The following is a 14,045-nucleotide window of genomic DNA, read 5'->3' on the forward strand; positions in this document are numbered from 1 at the left end:
TTCTGCATTTTTCTTGATGGAAATATGACGGCTGTTCGTCTGAACCGGTGAGAGGCCAGCCCAATTTGCAGGCGGGTCCGGGACAAGAAACGGGGAGACGTTCATGAAATCCACTTTGCTGGCGAGCTGCAGCGCGGCCGCTCTGGTGCTTTGCGCGGCCGGGGCCTCAGCCCAGGCGCAGGAGGCGTCCGAGCCTGTGCGTTTTGAGATTCCCGCCGGCTCGATGAGTCAGGCGCTGGACCTCTATGCCGATCAGACCGGCCGTGAGCTGATCTACGAGACCGGACGGGTCGAGACGCTGAGTGCACAAGGCCTCTCTGGCATCCACGATGCTGACGCGGCACTTTCGGTCATGCTGGACGGGACCGGGCTGGCCTATACGGCGGACGCCTCAGGCGCCGTAATGGTCTACGCCAGCCATCAGGAGCCGGAACCCGAATCCGACGGGGACCCGGAGCCGGTCCGGCGTCAGGCCAGGTTCGACCAGGCGCCTGCCGATGTGGTAACCGTCGTGGGCTCCCAGATCCCCGGGCTTCAGACCGATGGCCAGCTGCCGGTCACGATCATCGACCGCGACGAGATCGCGGCGGTGGCCGCGACCAGCGGTGACGAGCTCTATCGCTCCATCCCGCAAATGGGCGACGTGGCGTTCAACAGTACCGAGAATGTCAGCGGCGGAATCAATTCCGCGCGTGGCGACGTGGCCTCGATCAATCTGCGTGCGCTGGGGACCGGCAATACGCTGACGCTCATCAACGGGCGCCGGATGGTCAATCACCCCGGCACTCAATCCGAAAACCTGGTCCCGGTCGTATCGTCCAACGCCAATGCGATCCCGGTGCGCGGCGTGTCGCGTGTGGAAGTGCTGCTCGACGGGGCCTCGGCCCTGTACGGCTCTGACGCAGTGGCCGGCGTGGTGAACAACGTGCTGCGCGATGATTTCGACGGGCTGAATGTCGCCGTGCGCTATGGCATGGAGCCTGAAATCTCCGCTTCCGAAAGCTCCATCGGTCTGGAATTCGGACGCAATTTCAACCAGGACCGCAGCAATATCTCGGTCTACGCGAGCTATCTGGACCGAGATCCCGTGCAGGCGAGCGAGCGCGATTTCTCGGCCAATGCCGATCTGCGCGACCGGCTGCCGGAGGACTGGCCGAACGACATCCAGTTCCGCAATAATTCCAACAACTCGCCCTGGGGCGCATTCACCCTGCTGGACCCGGCCACGGGCGATCCGGTGTCCATCCCGGGCGTAACGACCGGCTCGGGCGGGTTCAACATCCGTCCTGCCGGCGATCCAGATTGCACCGCGCCCTACCAGGACGGGCTGTGCATCGCGCCGGGCAACGGCGCCGGGGATGTCGCGTCGCGCTACAACACCAACTCCTCGCGCACGATCAATAACGGGGTGAGCCGCCTGAACCTGTTTGCCACGGCCGATCACGACTTCGACAACGGCATCTCGGTCTTCGCCGAGGGCGGCTATTACTGGGCGGACTCCGAGGCCGAGCGCTCCGGCTCCGCCCAGCTCAGCGCCGAGCGGGCCGTCATCCCGTCGTCCAATTATTACAATCCCTTCGGTGCGGCCGGGACCAATGGCCGGATCGACGCGCTGGGCCTGCCCGCCGCCGGCTATGACGTGCTGCTACGCCGTTACCGGTTGGTCGACGCCGGGTCACGCAAGATCTCGGTGGAGAATACCAGCTGGCGCGCCCTTGCAGGGCTTGAGGGCCAGTTGGGCGGCTTCGACTGGGAAACGGCTTTTCTGTATTCGGAAGCGGAAACCGACGACACTACGACGCGCACCTCGAACACGCTGTTCGCCGACGCGCTCGCGATGGGTGGGCCCGCCGCCTACAACCCGTTCAATGGCGGGGGATTGCCGCTATCGGAATCGGGGGATAATACCCCCAGCGATGCCGGCACTATCGACGGCTTCCTCGTACCTGTCTCCCGGATTTCTTCCACTAGTCTCGCGCTTTGGGACGTTAAATTGTCACGACCCGACCTCTTCCAGCTGCCAGCTGGCAGTGTCGGTGTCGCGCTTGGGCTCGAACAGCGCCGCGAGACCTTTTCCGACGATCGCGACCCGCGCCTGGACGGTACGATCCAGTTCCTGGCCCCTGAGACCGGCGAGCTAACCAGCGACGTGATGGGCTCCAGTCCGACGATCGATTCCAGCGGCGCGCGCAACGTCTCCTCGGCCTTCGCCGAGCTGGCGGTCCCCGTGGTCTCGCCGGACATGGACATCCCTCTTATCCAGTCGATCGACGTCCAGCTGGCCGTTCGCCACGAGGACTATGATTTGTTCGGCGCGGTTACCAAACCGAAGGTCGCGCTGGCCTGGCGTCCGAGTGACTTCCTGCTGGTGCGCACCGCGTGGTCGCAGGGCTTCAAGGCGCCCAACCTGCAACAGCAGTTCGAACGCAGTCTGGAGCGTGTGAATACGCGTCCCGATTACGTGTTCTGCGAAGCCGATTTGCGCGCGGGACGCATCGCCTCCTTCTCCGATTGCGACCGGTCGGACTCGGTGGTCAGCCAGCGCGAAGGGTCGACCGATCTGGGGCCGGAGGAGTCGGAGAGCTTCTCTGCAGGTGTCGTGTTCGACGCCTTCTTCGTGCCCGAACAATGGGGCAGCTTCCAGTTCACAGCAGATTACTGGTCCATCGAGCAGGAAGACGTGGTCGGAATTTTCGGCGACGACAATCACCTGGTGCTTGACTATCTGCTGCGCACGCGCGGGCAATCCAATCCGGCAGTGGTGCGCGAAGCCCCGACCGCTCAGGACATTGCCGCTTTCCAGGGCACCGGGCTGGAACCGGTGGGCCAGATCCGCTTCGTCGAGGACAATTATACCAACCTGTTGCCGCGCACGGCGGAAGGAATCGACTACGCGTTCTTCTACGATCTCGACGATACGCGCTGGGGCGATTTCAGCTTCAACGTGAACGTTGCCCAGCTGCTGACCTTCGAGCAGGACATCGCCCCGATCGAGGCGGAGATCCTTGCCGCCCAGGATGCTGGCGAGATCAGCGAAGTGGCCAACCTGTCCGGGGTCGGCGATCTGATCCGTCAGGACGGGCGGCCCGAATGGCGCTGGAGCGCTTCGGCGACCTGGCGCTACCAGGCCTGGGGCGCGGGCTGGTTTACCAGCTTCGTCGATGACGTGCTGGATACCAGCGCGACAAACGATGACACACGCGAATACTGGACGGTGGACTCCTACCTGCGCCACAACGCCTACGTTCAGTACACGTTCGGATACGAAGGCGAGCAGCCTTTCAGAGTGCGTCTGGGTGCGCGCAACCTGTTCGACGAGGAGCCGCCGCTGGCCGATGAATCCTTCGGTTACATGGGCTCGCTCCACTCCTCCCGCGGACGCTTCGTCTATGTGGATCTGCGGAAGTCCTTCTGATGATCGCAGACGTTCTAAAGCAGGCATCGGGCGCCTTGGCGCTCGGTGCCGCCGCCTTCAGTGTGTCCGCCTGCACCACGGTGCCCGCCGGGAACACCGGCGGTGGCGCCAGTGCCGACACGAAGGCGGCGCTCTGCCAAACGGGCGGGGTGACGGTCCTGGGTCTGTTTGAGACCGCGGGCCGGCATCATTGCACGGTGACCGGACCGGGTGCGGTGACACTGAGTGTCGATCCCGAGGCGGCCGCGGCCGGCCCGATCAATCCCAGTCCCTGGTACCGATTCGAGTTGGAGGCCGAGCGAGGAACCGGGTTCGCCGTGACTCTGGATTATGGCGATTACCGCCATCGCTATAACCCGCTGATCGAGCATGACGGTGACATCGCCCCTCTGGACGCCGCGCGGGTCCTCCGGGAGGAACCGGGGAACCGGGTTACCCTGTCTCTGGCACTGGATGTCGGCACAACCCTGGTTTCGGGGCGTAATGCCCGCACGCCGGATCAGATCGCAGCCTGGAGCGAGGCCTTCGCGCGCGACCATGGCTTTGAAAGCATCGAATATGGGCGGTCGGCGCAGGGACGTGTCCTTGAAGCGCTGGTGGCTGGAAATGAGCGCGAAGACACGCTGATCGTAGCCGTGACGCGCCAGCATCCTCCCGAGGTTAGCGGCGCTCAGGCGTTCGAGGCGTTCGCCGAACGCCTGGCCGGGCAGGGCGGGGGACGCGATGCGCGTATCTTGCTAATCCCGCTGGCCAATCCGGACGGTGTGGCCGGCGGTCACTGGCGCCACGGTGCGCGTGGGGTGGACCTGAATCGTGACTGGTACACGGCCGAAGAACCGGCCGTCTCGGCGGCTCAAGCGCTGATCGAGGCAGAAGCGGAGGGCCGGGACCAAATCCTGTTCTTCGATTTCCATTCCACCAACCGGACCGTGATCTACAGCCCGCCAGACGATTATGCCGGGCGAGGTGCCGATTTCCTGGCGCAGTTGCGCGCCCTGTACGCGGCAGAGCTGTCCAACCCTCCGCCGTGGGAAGGTGCCCACAATCCGGGCAAAGGGACCTCGAAAGGCTGGGCTATCAGCGTTCTGGAGGCCCCCGGCCTGACGGTTGAACTCGCCGATCATGCAGAGAGCCCGGAGATCGAGGCGGTCGGCACGCTGACTGCGGATGCGGCCCTGTCCTATGCGCGTTCGCGCTAGCGTGTGTGCGTGGCTCGCTGCCCGGGGCAACAAAAAAGCGGCTGCGGGCTGAGGCCCGAGCCGCTTTTGCCGATCGACGCAGAAAAGAGGTTAGTCGTCGAGTTCGAACGTGATCTGCATGTTCACCTTGAACTCTTTTGCCTTGCCGTTCTCGATCATGACGTTCTGGTCTTTGATCCAGCAGCCCTTGACGTTACGCAAGGTCTTGTTGGCCCGGTCGATACCAACCTTGATGGCGGCTTCGAAACTCTCCGGGGACGTGGCGGAAATCTCGGTCACTCGAGCAACGCTCATAGCGATTCCTCCGATTTTGCTGTAACGCTTAACCAACAACCTTAAGCGGCGTGTTGTTCCATTCGGGGATCATTCACACGCCACCTGATCGGTTTTTGGATACGGTTCGAGAGCCGCCATCGCCGCATCGCGCTAGCAGGATGAATTTAGTGCGCTCATCGCCGGCTGGCAGGCTTCGGGGTGCCCCTGACAGCACTCATCCACCAGGAAGCTGATCGTCTCGCCGATCGTGTCCATTCGCGCAGTGTAGATCCGGCTGCGCCCCGCTTTGCGCATGGCGATCAGGCCGGCATGGCTCAGAACGTTGAGATGGGCGGACAGGTTATTCGGCGCCACGGCCAGGTGTTCGGCCAGTTTTCCAGCCGGCAGGCCATGGGGCGCATTCACGATCAGCAGCCTGAACAGGCGCAGACGCGTCTCATGGGCGAGGGCGGTGAACTTCGCGGCAGCCTCGGACTCGGTCATGCTCAGCTCTTCATTTCAAAATAAGTTGAAATATCGAAGTATATAGTTTAGCGGGTTTGGCAATGCCCGTCAGGCTTCCAACGGAGTGCCCGTGACCCGTCTTCTTATCTTGTGCACCGGAAACTCGGCCCGTTCCATACTGGGCGAGGTCCTGTTCAACGCGTTGGGGCAGGGACGCATCCAGGCGGTTTCCGCAGGCTCTCAGCCCAAGGACGAGCCGCACCCGCTGGCGCTCGAAACGCTTGCGGTACACGGCCATGAGACGGCAGGGCTGCGCTCAAAATCCTGGGATGAGTTTGCCGGACCGGACGCAGCGCATGTCGATGGCGTCATCACCGTCTGCGATTCGGCCGCGGCCGAGTCGTGTCCGATCTGGCCGGGAGCACCGGTCAGCGTGCACTGGGGCCTACCCGACCCGGCAGGGATCAAGGATGAGGCGGCCGCCCGCGCCGCGTTCGAGACAACCTACCAGGCATTGCGCAAACGCATCGAGCGAGTTGTGAATGCGGCGGGCCTGGACGATCCAGCTACGCTCAAAGCTGTGCTGACCGAAGCCCATGAGAAGGAGTCCGGCGATCATGTCTGACTTGAAGGCGCAGGCGGTGCCCGGCGGCATCGGGTTCTTTGAAAAATGGCTGTCGGTCTGGGTCGCGCTGGCCATCGCGGCCGGCGTCGCGCTTGGGACTGTGTTTCCGGCAATCTTCGATGCGCTGAGCCGGTTCGAGTTCGCTTCGGTCAATCTGGTCGTCGCCGTTCTGGTGTGGGCGATGGTCTATCCGATGATGGTCAATGTGGACCTGGCAGGGCTGACGCGCGTGGGCGAACGTCCCAAGGGGCTGGTGATCACGCTCGTGGTGAACTGGCTGATCAAGCCTTTCACGATGGCGGGGCTGGCCGTACTCTTCTTCGAGGTTGTCTTTGCGCGCTTCATCGATCCCGCCGACGCAACCCAGTATATCGCCGGCCTGATCATCCTGGGGGCCGCGCCGTGCACCGCGATGGTCTTCGTCTGGTCGCAGCTGACGCGGGGGGACCCCAACTACACGCTGGTCCAGGTGGCGGCGAACGATGTGATCATGATCGTCGCCTTCGCGCCCATCGTCGCCATCCTCCTGGGCGTGACCGACATTGCCGTGCCGTGGGAGACTCTGCTGCTCTCGGTCGGGCTCTACGTGCTACTTCCCCTGACGGCAGGCTGGCTGACCCGGCGCCATCTCATGGCGGGGCGGGCGCGGGTCGAGGGCGAAGCGCGGGTCGAGGCGTTCACCGCGCAGGTCAAACCGGTCTCGGTCATCGGGCTGATCGCGACGGTGGTGATCCTGTTCGGCTTTCAGGGCGAGACCATCCTGAACCGGCCAGGTGTTATTGCGATGATCGCCGTGCCCTTGCTGATCCAGTCCTACGGCATTTTCGCGATTGCCTACCTGGCGGCCTGGGCCTGGAAAACACCCTACAATGTCGCAGCGCCGTGCGCGCTGATCGGGACATCCAACTTCTTCGAGCTCGCGGTCGCGGTGGCGATCAGCCTGTTCGGCCTGAATTCGGGGGCCGCCCTGGCCACCGTGGTGGGGGTGCTGGTGGAGGTTCCTGTCATGCTGTCGCTGGTGGCACTGGCTAACCGGACGCAACGCTTCTTTCCCGGAGAAACACGGCCATGACCACCGATGCTGAGAGCACCCCGAATGTCGAGGAATGCTGCTTTGAAGACATCGATCATGGTGCGCTGTTTCCGACGGTGCGAAGCGGTCACAAGCCTCGTATCCTCCTGCTCTACGGGTCGGTTCGTGCGCGCTCGTTCAGCCGGCTGGCGACCGAGGAAGCCGCGCGCATCCTGCGGCGGCTCGGCGCGGAAACGCGCACATTCAACCCGTCCGGCCTGCCGCTTCCTGACGATGGCGAGCCGGATCACCCCAAGGTCGCCGAACTGCGCGAGCTGGTGACCTGGAGCGAGGGCATGGTCTGGTGCTCGCCCGAGCGTCATGGCGCGATGACGGCGGTCATGAAAGCCCAGATCGACTGGATCCCGCTTTCGCTGGGTGCTGTGCGTCCAAGCCAGGGCAAGACGCTGGCGGTGATGCAGGTCTCGGGCGGGTCGCAGAGCTTCAATGCGGTCAACCAGCTGCGCGTGCTGGGGCGCTGGATGCGGATGATCACCATCCCCAACCAGTCTTCGATCCCCAAGGCCTTTCTCGAATTTGACGAGGAGGACCGGATGAAGCCTTCCGCGCTTTACGACCGGGTGATGGACGTCATGGAGGAGCTGGTGAAGTTCACACTCCTCACCCGCGACAGCTCGGCGTATCTCGTGGATCGTTACTCGGAACGCAGGGAAAGCGCCGAAGAGCTTTCCCGCCGGGTAAACCAGCGCACCCTGTAGCGATGGGCGCGCGCGTGCAGGTTTCGCGAAACCTCTGAATTTCCTGCCAGCGAAACGAATCGCGGCGCGAACCGATTCCAAATCGGGTATGTGTGGCTTGTGGGACACGCTTGGTTTCCACTCTGCCGTGAACCTCGGGAACCCGGGGAGAAGGGCGGCGTTTAGCCAGCCACAGCGTCTCGCAAACTGCTTGCCGACGCGACATCGCAAAACGAGGTCCCATGTCCCGGCTACGTCCCGCCCGCATCGCCTATGCCGCCATCGCGCTCATTCTCGTCGCGATCGGTGCGCTCTTCTTCATGTTCCTGGAAGAGAGCGTTGCGCAGACATCATGCGGTGTCGTGACCCTGACCGAGGCGGAGACCGAAACCGAAGCGCCGTGCGCCGCTGTAGAGCGCGTCGCCAACGGCCACTGATCGAAAAAGTCTGGAGGGCCGCTCATGCGTGCCTATAAATTGATCACCGCGTTTGGTTCGCCGGCATCGTTGAAGACCCGCGCCTTTCTGCGCTGGGCCAACGTCCCGGTGCGTGAAACCGAGGCGAGTGCGCTCGTTCTGAAGAGCGCTGTACGTCCGCGGCTGAAGTCGGTCCGGGTTCCGGTGCTCGTGACGCCCTCGAACGAGGCGCTGAGCGATCCGCGCCTGATCCAGGACTGGATCGGCCAGCACGAGCCGGGGCCGTCGCTGACGCCGGGCTACGGGCACCACCGTTTCGTCTCGCGCCTGCTCGAGAACTTCGCGGATGAAGTGCTTTCGCCGGCGACAGTCTTCGTGTCCTGGAATTCGGATATGGAGCAGGCGACTGCCCGGATGGGAGCATCGCTCTATCCCGACCTTGATGAGAAGCAGCAGATGCGCCAGGCGCGCCTGCTATCCGCCCAGCTGATGCACGCGCTCGATGTGCGGGGTTTTGGCAAAGCCGAAGCGGACCAGTCCCGATCCCTGATTACCTCGGTGATTTCAATTCTCGATCGCCATTTCGAGAATAACGCGTTCATTCTCGGCAATTCGCCCTGCCATGCCGATTTCGCGATCTTCGGGGCCCTGGCGATCCTGCGTGAGACGCCGGCCACGCGCGACATGCTGGCCAAGGCCGAGAATGTACGTCGCTGGCTTGCCGAGGTGAACGCGCCGTTTGAGACGCGCGATGGCGATTTCCGCAAGGCGTACACGCTTCCGGAAAGTCTCAACGAGCTGGTCATGCTGGCCGCCGAGCACTTTCTGCCGCAGGCCCTTGAAGCTTGTGACGCCGTGGCCGATTGGGCCGATTGCAATCCGGGCAACATGCAATTGCCGGCGACATTGTCGGCGGCGAAGCGGAGCGAGGCTGGCCAGCGTCAGCGTCGGGGCCATGTCCGGGCCGAGGCGCAATGGCTGTTGCAACGCCTTCTCGAGACGCTGGGCGAGGACCTGCCCCGCGTGGAAGCGGAGGCGCGCGACGAGCTGCTTCTCGCGATGGGCTATGAAGGGCTGAAGAATTTCGAGCCGGAACGCACAGTTCTGCAAACCCACCACGTGTTCAGAGTCGATCTACGCACCCGCCGCGATTCCGGCGCGAGCCACCAGTCCACCGAGCAGGCCGGATACGCCTTGATGAAGGCGCGCGAAGCTGCCGGAGACAGCCGCGAGTTCGATCGCGTCATCATGGGCTGAGTCCGCGCCCGGGCCCTGCGGACTTCCTGCCGGTTCCGCACGTAGCGCGGCGCTCTTTCAGCGCTCGCGCGTGCATCTCCCCCCTTTCTCTCGCTCGCGTCAGCGCTTACCTACGCTGAACCGCAGCGAAGGGATGAGATCGATGGCCGAAGCGATGAGCACAGCGCCTGAAGGCGAAAGCCGGGCTGAAGCTTACGCGCGCCTCCACAAGGAGATCGCAAGCGTCGTGGCGGGAGAAACCAGCGAGACGGCGCGCTTTGCTACCGCCGCTTGCTTGCTCTCCCACGCCTTTGCTCCGCGCTATTTCTGGACCGGATTCTACCAGGTCGACCCGGCAAAACCGCAAGAACTCGTCGTCGGTCCTTACCAGGGAACGCTCGGGTGCCTGCGCATTCCGTTCGGACGCGGGGTCTGCGGCGCGGCAGCCCAGACCGGCGAGACCCAGCTGGTCGCCGATGTCCACGCCTTTCCTGGACATATTGCGTGCGATGCGCGCAGTCAGTCGGAGATCGTAGTTCCCGTCCACCGGGCCGATGGCACGCTCGCGGCCGTGCTCGATGTCGATTCTTCGGAAAAGAATGCGTTCGACGAAACCGACAAGATTGGTCTTGAAGCTATTTGCAAGACGCTGCTGACCGCCTGAGGCGCACGAGGCGGCCTAGAAGAGGCCGAGAAACTTCTTGCGCTTCGGCTTCACCTTGATGTTCACGGAGGCCCGCCTGGTGCGCATCTCTGGCTTCGCCTTGGGTGTTTGAAGCGCGCTAGTGTCACCCGGCAGGCGCGGGGCGGGCGGCGCGCAGATGTCGGCGTCGCACAGGGCGCCGTCCATTGTGGCCGAGCCCATGATCGAGCGGACCGAAACCCGGTCGGTGCCCAGATCCGACAGTCCAAGACGTTCGCGGACCGCCAGACGGAACTCGCCGGCGCGCGCTTCAAGCTTGTCGCGGCGCTGTTCCAGTTCGGCCAGGCGAGACAGGTCGACCGGACGCGGTGTTCGGACCGCGTCGTTCTGCGTTTCGGCTCGCGCCTTGGCGAGGGCCGCACGGGCGCGTTCGATATTCAGCTTGGTGTTTTCAGAGACCATCGTGTTGCTCCGCTGTGCCACCGTCAGGACTTGCGAGCATACCACTCTAGGCCAGCCGTGTGCGAGATCATAATCGCATCGACGTCGCCGCCGACACCGGTCTGGGCGAGCTGCAGATCGCTTTTGAGAATATTGAGTTCGACCAGGGCCTTGGCGGTTTCAGCCAGTTGGCGCTTGCCTGAAGCCGCCACCACGGAGATGAACGGGCCGATGAATTCGTCCTGGCTGAAGGTCTGGCTGCCCCGGATGAATTCCATTGTCAGCTGGGGGAGGGTGGTGGCCTGCATGCGTTCGAGAATCGGTCCGGCTGACTGCGGCGTGATCCCGGCCTCGGCCAGCGCTTTTTCTGCTGCGGCTTCGTTGGTCATCAGGTTCATCGCGATCATCATGTCGAACATCGCCGGATGCACACCGCGCAGGAAAGCGTGGGTCATGTCGGCCTGGGCGAATGTGCGCACGAACGCGTTGGGCCCCTCCTCGACACCGACGCGCGTCGTCTCGTCATGTGCCCGCTTCAAGATGCCGTCGACCAGGATCGAGGCGTAGAAATGCTCGTAGACGGGGAAGACGTCATCATCGCCGAAGCCGGCAAAGACCATTCCGGCATAGGGCTCCAGGAATGCTGGCATGGTGGCTAGCATATAGGCGAAATCGAACAGTTTTTCGCGAACTTCGCCCGAGCGGCCGAATTCTCCCAGAGACTGCGCGATGATCGCATCGAGCAGGTCGCGGTAAAGGTCGTAAAAACGTTCGCGTGTGAGTGCTTCCAGGACTTCTACACTGTGCCGGTCGGTGCCGGCTTCGTCGCGTGCCAGGTGGGCACGATACAGGTCTAGCGCAGCCAGGAAGGCCTCCTCGTCGCCGGTATGGGTGCTGCCGGGATAGGAGCGCATGGCGCGCGCGTGGTTGAGGACGGTCAGTACGGCGAGGCGCATGAGTTCTTCGAACTCGGCGCGCTCCTCGGCCTCGGGAAACAGCTTTCGGTTCTGATCCACGAAGCTGAAGAAGGCCCCGGCGCATTCGCTGACAGATGCAAATTCGGTATCGCCATGCGCCTTGGAGAAGGCATGCGCGATGTTCGACCAGGAGCGGCCCAGGACATCGCCGCGCGAATAAACCATCAAAGCGATCGAACCGGTCAGTGGCAGTATTTTTTCCGCTTCCAGCGTGACAACCGGTTCAGGCCCGCCGCCATAGGTCACCGCGCTGTCGGCCGCGAGCGCCACAGCCTGACGGTTCATGATCATGACTTCCGACGTCATCCGCCCCTTACCCCCTCGACCCGTACCGGTTCTGCGCGAGGCCCCACCCAGCGCGCGATTACGGTCGTATTGGAGGCGACCCTAGCCGAGCTGGAGACAGGTGTTAAGGCGCGTTAACCCCCGATCATGGTTAATGCGAGACGCTTTGTCCCGAGGCGCGGCTCAAAGGTCACGCCTGCGAGGAGACGGGGTCTGGAGTGCCCGGCGCCGGCTCTCGGCTGGCACGGCCGGCCCTGGCGAAGCCGAACGCCGCTGCTGCGGCCAGCGCGATGGCGGTCAGAAGGAGCCAGGCGCTGACGCCCCAGAAGGCATGACTTGCCGGGGCGCCGGACGCGATCGCGTGCCAGAAAACCCCAAGCACGATGAATGCAGCGCTGGCGAGTTTCAGACCGGCCGAGAGGGTCGCCCTGGATTGTATAAAGGTGGACAGGATCGCCATGCCGGCCAGCCCGACCCAGAAGATCGGTGCCAACCAAACGCTGGGCGCGCCACTGGATACGGCAATGAAACACAGGGCGAGGAGGGCGGGACTGCCCCAGATCACGCTGATCCAGGCGCGTTCCAGGCGCGGCGACGCCTTGGCGCGTGCCGCCCGCTTCATGAGCCAGAGATTGACCCCGCTCGCGACGATCATGCACAGGGCCAGACCAAGAAGGGCGTAGGCGATCTTGACGGGGAGGCCGCCAAAGCTCCCGAAATGGAGCTGGTAGGCCCCAGCAATGATCTGCTGGCCCACCGTGCCGTTCTCGAGCCCCACCTGGCCCTGATACTCGCCGGCCGCGTCGAACTGGTAGTACTCGCCGAAGATGAGCCGCCGCGGCAGGCGCGAGAGGATTTTCACGCTCTGGCTCTCGGTGCCGGGATATTCCAGATCGAGAAACCAGGGTTCCACATCCGGTCGCCGTTCGCGCATGGTGCGAAGGGCGGGAGCGATATCGGCAATCGGCGCTTCGGCGTCGCTGCGCACGCCTTCGGCCCCGAAAGTCGGCTGGAACGCATAGCGCATGTCGCCTTCGTGGAAGCTCTGGCCAACGACAACTGCAAACAGGATGGACAGGCCAAGCATCGCCCCGGTCAGCGGAATGATGACGTGGAACGGGCTCCCCCAGACCGAGAGGCGATTGTGCAGGTCGGCTTCGGCCAGCTGGGGATTGCCGCTGCGCCGGAAGCGGAAGGCATCGCGGAACACGCGCGGATGGGCCGCAAAGCCCGAAATTACGAGGGCGAGCATGATTGCCCCGAAAATCCCGACCAGAATGATGCCCGGTGTATGCGGAAGGTTCAGGTAGTAGTGCTGCTCGATCAGGAATTCTGAGTAGGCGTGATCGACTTCCCCGGCCAGCGCGCCGTCCGGAGCGATGAACCATGCATCGTCTCCCATCAGTGCGGTCATGCGCGGTGCGGCGCGCGTCGGCAGGACCATGTAGGCGCTGTCCGGCAGCGTCCCGTCATGGATCGACTGGTAGCGCGCGATTGCATTGGCCATGCCGAGGCTCGCGACTTCGGGCGTGTACTCGTGCATCTCCGGTGCGCCGGGCTGTTCCCAGCGCGCAAAGTCCTCGTGGAAGACCACGAGCACGCCGCTCAGCGACAGGATGAACAGGACTGCACCCGCGACTACGCCTAGCCCGGCGTGGGCGGAGAGGATCTGCGCGACGAATTTTTTCGAGACGGAAGGCCAGCGAGCCATGACGATGTCTTTCAGGTCAGGGTGCGGGTCAGAAGAAGGAGGCCTGCGGAGAGTACGACAATGGTTACCATTGCGATGCTGCGCCAGCGCAGGGCGATATCGATGGTCGCGACCACGGCCAATACACCCCAGCCCAGTACGAAGAAGAAAAGCCCGCCGAGCAGCGCGTCGGGCTGCGGTGCGCCTGCACCAAGCATGAGACCGTAGATCGACGCGGACAGCGCAACGGCTGCCACGCCGGCGAAGACGGTCGCAAGAACACCGGCATAGACGGTGCGTACGGTTTTCATGGCGCTAAGCGTCGCCTGCGAGGCGGTGCTGTCCGCCCGCGAGGCGTTGCGCCGGACGGGGCCGTCCGGGCGCGCATACTGGACGGCAAGCACGACCAGAGCGGCGGTCATGGCCATGAGGGCCGCCATCGCCACGCCGCGATCGGGGCCGGAGGCGACGATCCAGACCGGCAGGGAGATTGCAAGCGTTCCCCAACCGAGCCAGAGCGAGCCGTCATGCCGGCCGGCACGCTTGGTCCAGCTGGAAAAGAGAAGGCCGACCCCGGCGGCGGACAGAACCGCTGCCAGGATCGTCATCGGGATATCAAGACCTTGTG

Annotated in this window: 14 protein-coding genes; 8 read left to right on the plus strand and 6 right to left on the minus strand. The window is 63.8% G+C overall.

From position 1 onward, the window contains the following. Nucleotides 1-103: 103 nt before the first annotated feature. Together E5162_RS02680 and E5162_RS02685 are read left to right on the plus strand one after the other, a co-directional pair. Nucleotides 104-3,415, plus strand: coding sequence for a TonB-dependent receptor (locus E5162_RS02680; RefSeq protein ID WP_135943395.1), 3,312 nt, complete (start codon nucleotides 104-106; stop codon nucleotides 3,413-3,415). Beyond that, nucleotides 3,415-4,614 carry a M14 family zinc carboxypeptidase gene (locus tag E5162_RS02685; protein ID WP_135943396.1) on the plus strand — a complete coding sequence of 400 codons (1,200 nt, stop codon included), beginning with the start codon at nucleotides 3,415-3,417 and terminating at the stop codon, nucleotides 4,612-4,614. Before E5162_RS02680 ends, E5162_RS02685 begins: the two co-directional genes overlap by 1 nt. A 90-nt stretch (nucleotides 4,615-4,704) precedes the next feature. On the opposite strand, the gene E5162_RS02690 is transcribed toward E5162_RS02685, so the two are convergent. Both E5162_RS02690 and E5162_RS02695 read right to left on the minus strand, forming a co-directional pair. Next, nucleotides 4,705-4,908: a dodecin family protein gene (locus E5162_RS02690; protein WP_135943397.1), complete on the minus strand. Its 204-nt coding sequence runs from the start codon at nucleotides 4,906-4,908 to the stop codon at nucleotides 4,705-4,707. Nucleotides 4,909-5,040: 132 nt separating this feature from the next. Further along, nucleotides 5,041-5,373, minus strand: a complete 333-nt coding sequence (locus tag E5162_RS02695; RefSeq protein ID WP_135943398.1) for an ArsR/SmtB family transcription factor — start codon at nucleotides 5,371-5,373, stop codon at nucleotides 5,041-5,043. A gap of 91 nt (nucleotides 5,374-5,464) precedes the next feature. Between E5162_RS02695 and E5162_RS02700 the strand changes: the two genes are divergently transcribed. The 6 genes from E5162_RS02700 to E5162_RS02725 all read left to right on the plus strand — a co-directional run bounded on the left by E5162_RS02700 (nucleotide 5,465) and on the right by E5162_RS02725 (nucleotide 10,045). Continuing rightward, a complete protein-coding gene (locus E5162_RS02700; protein WP_135943399.1) occupies nucleotides 5,465-5,959 on the plus strand; it encodes an arsenate reductase ArsC in 495 nt (164 codons plus the stop codon). Beyond that, nucleotides 5,952-7,031: an ACR3 family arsenite efflux transporter gene (gene arsB, locus E5162_RS02705; protein ID WP_135943400.1), complete on the plus strand. Its 1,080-nt coding sequence runs from the start codon at nucleotides 5,952-5,954 to the stop codon at nucleotides 7,029-7,031. Before E5162_RS02700 ends, arsB begins: the two co-directional genes overlap by 8 nt. Next, complete coding sequence (gene arsH / locus E5162_RS02710; RefSeq protein WP_135943401.1) at nucleotides 7,028-7,750, plus strand: arsenical resistance protein ArsH; 723 nt, start codon at nucleotides 7,028-7,030, stop codon at nucleotides 7,748-7,750. The genes arsB and arsH overlap by 4 nt, the downstream gene beginning before the upstream one ends. Before the next feature lie 221 nt (nucleotides 7,751-7,971). Further along, nucleotides 7,972-8,166: a hypothetical protein gene (locus E5162_RS02715; RefSeq protein WP_135943402.1), complete on the plus strand. Its 195-nt coding sequence runs from the start codon at nucleotides 7,972-7,974 to the stop codon at nucleotides 8,164-8,166. A gap of 24 nt (nucleotides 8,167-8,190) precedes the next feature. Beyond that, entirely contained in the window at nucleotides 8,191-9,402 is a 1,212-nt protein-coding gene (locus tag E5162_RS02720; RefSeq protein WP_135943403.1) for a glutathione S-transferase family protein, read from the plus strand. A 142-nt stretch (nucleotides 9,403-9,544) separates the two neighbouring features. Then, nucleotides 9,545-10,045, plus strand: a complete 501-nt coding sequence (locus tag E5162_RS02725; RefSeq protein ID WP_135943404.1) for a GAF domain-containing protein — start codon at nucleotides 9,545-9,547, stop codon at nucleotides 10,043-10,045. Nucleotides 10,046-10,060: 15 nt separating this feature from the next. Here the strand turns inward: E5162_RS02725 and E5162_RS02730 are convergent, their stop codons facing one another. From E5162_RS02730 to E5162_RS02745, 4 genes are all read right to left on the minus strand, one after another. Next, nucleotides 10,061-10,486 carry a hypothetical protein gene (locus tag E5162_RS02730; RefSeq protein ID WP_135943405.1) on the minus strand — a complete coding sequence of 142 codons (426 nt, stop codon included), beginning with the start codon at nucleotides 10,484-10,486 and terminating at the stop codon, nucleotides 10,061-10,063. A gap of 23 nt (nucleotides 10,487-10,509) precedes the next feature. Next, nucleotides 10,510-11,748, minus strand: a complete 1,239-nt coding sequence (locus E5162_RS02735; protein WP_135943406.1) for a hypothetical protein — start codon at nucleotides 11,746-11,748, stop codon at nucleotides 10,510-10,512. A 169-nt stretch (nucleotides 11,749-11,917) separates the two neighbouring features. Beyond that, nucleotides 11,918-13,438 carry a PepSY-associated TM helix domain-containing protein gene (locus tag E5162_RS02740; RefSeq protein WP_135943407.1) on the minus strand — a complete coding sequence of 507 codons (1,521 nt, stop codon included), beginning with the start codon at nucleotides 13,436-13,438 and terminating at the stop codon, nucleotides 11,918-11,920. Nucleotides 13,439-13,449: 11 nt separating this feature from the next. Continuing rightward, nucleotides 13,450-14,025: a hypothetical protein gene (locus E5162_RS02745; protein ID WP_135943408.1), complete on the minus strand. Its 576-nt coding sequence runs from the start codon at nucleotides 14,023-14,025 to the stop codon at nucleotides 13,450-13,452. Between the last annotated feature and the right edge of the window lie 20 nt (nucleotides 14,026-14,045).

Origin of the sequence: Marinicauda pacifica (assembly GCF_004793635.1) — a bacterium.
Lineage (GTDB): Bacteria > Pseudomonadota > Alphaproteobacteria > Caulobacterales > Maricaulaceae > Marinicauda > Marinicauda pacifica.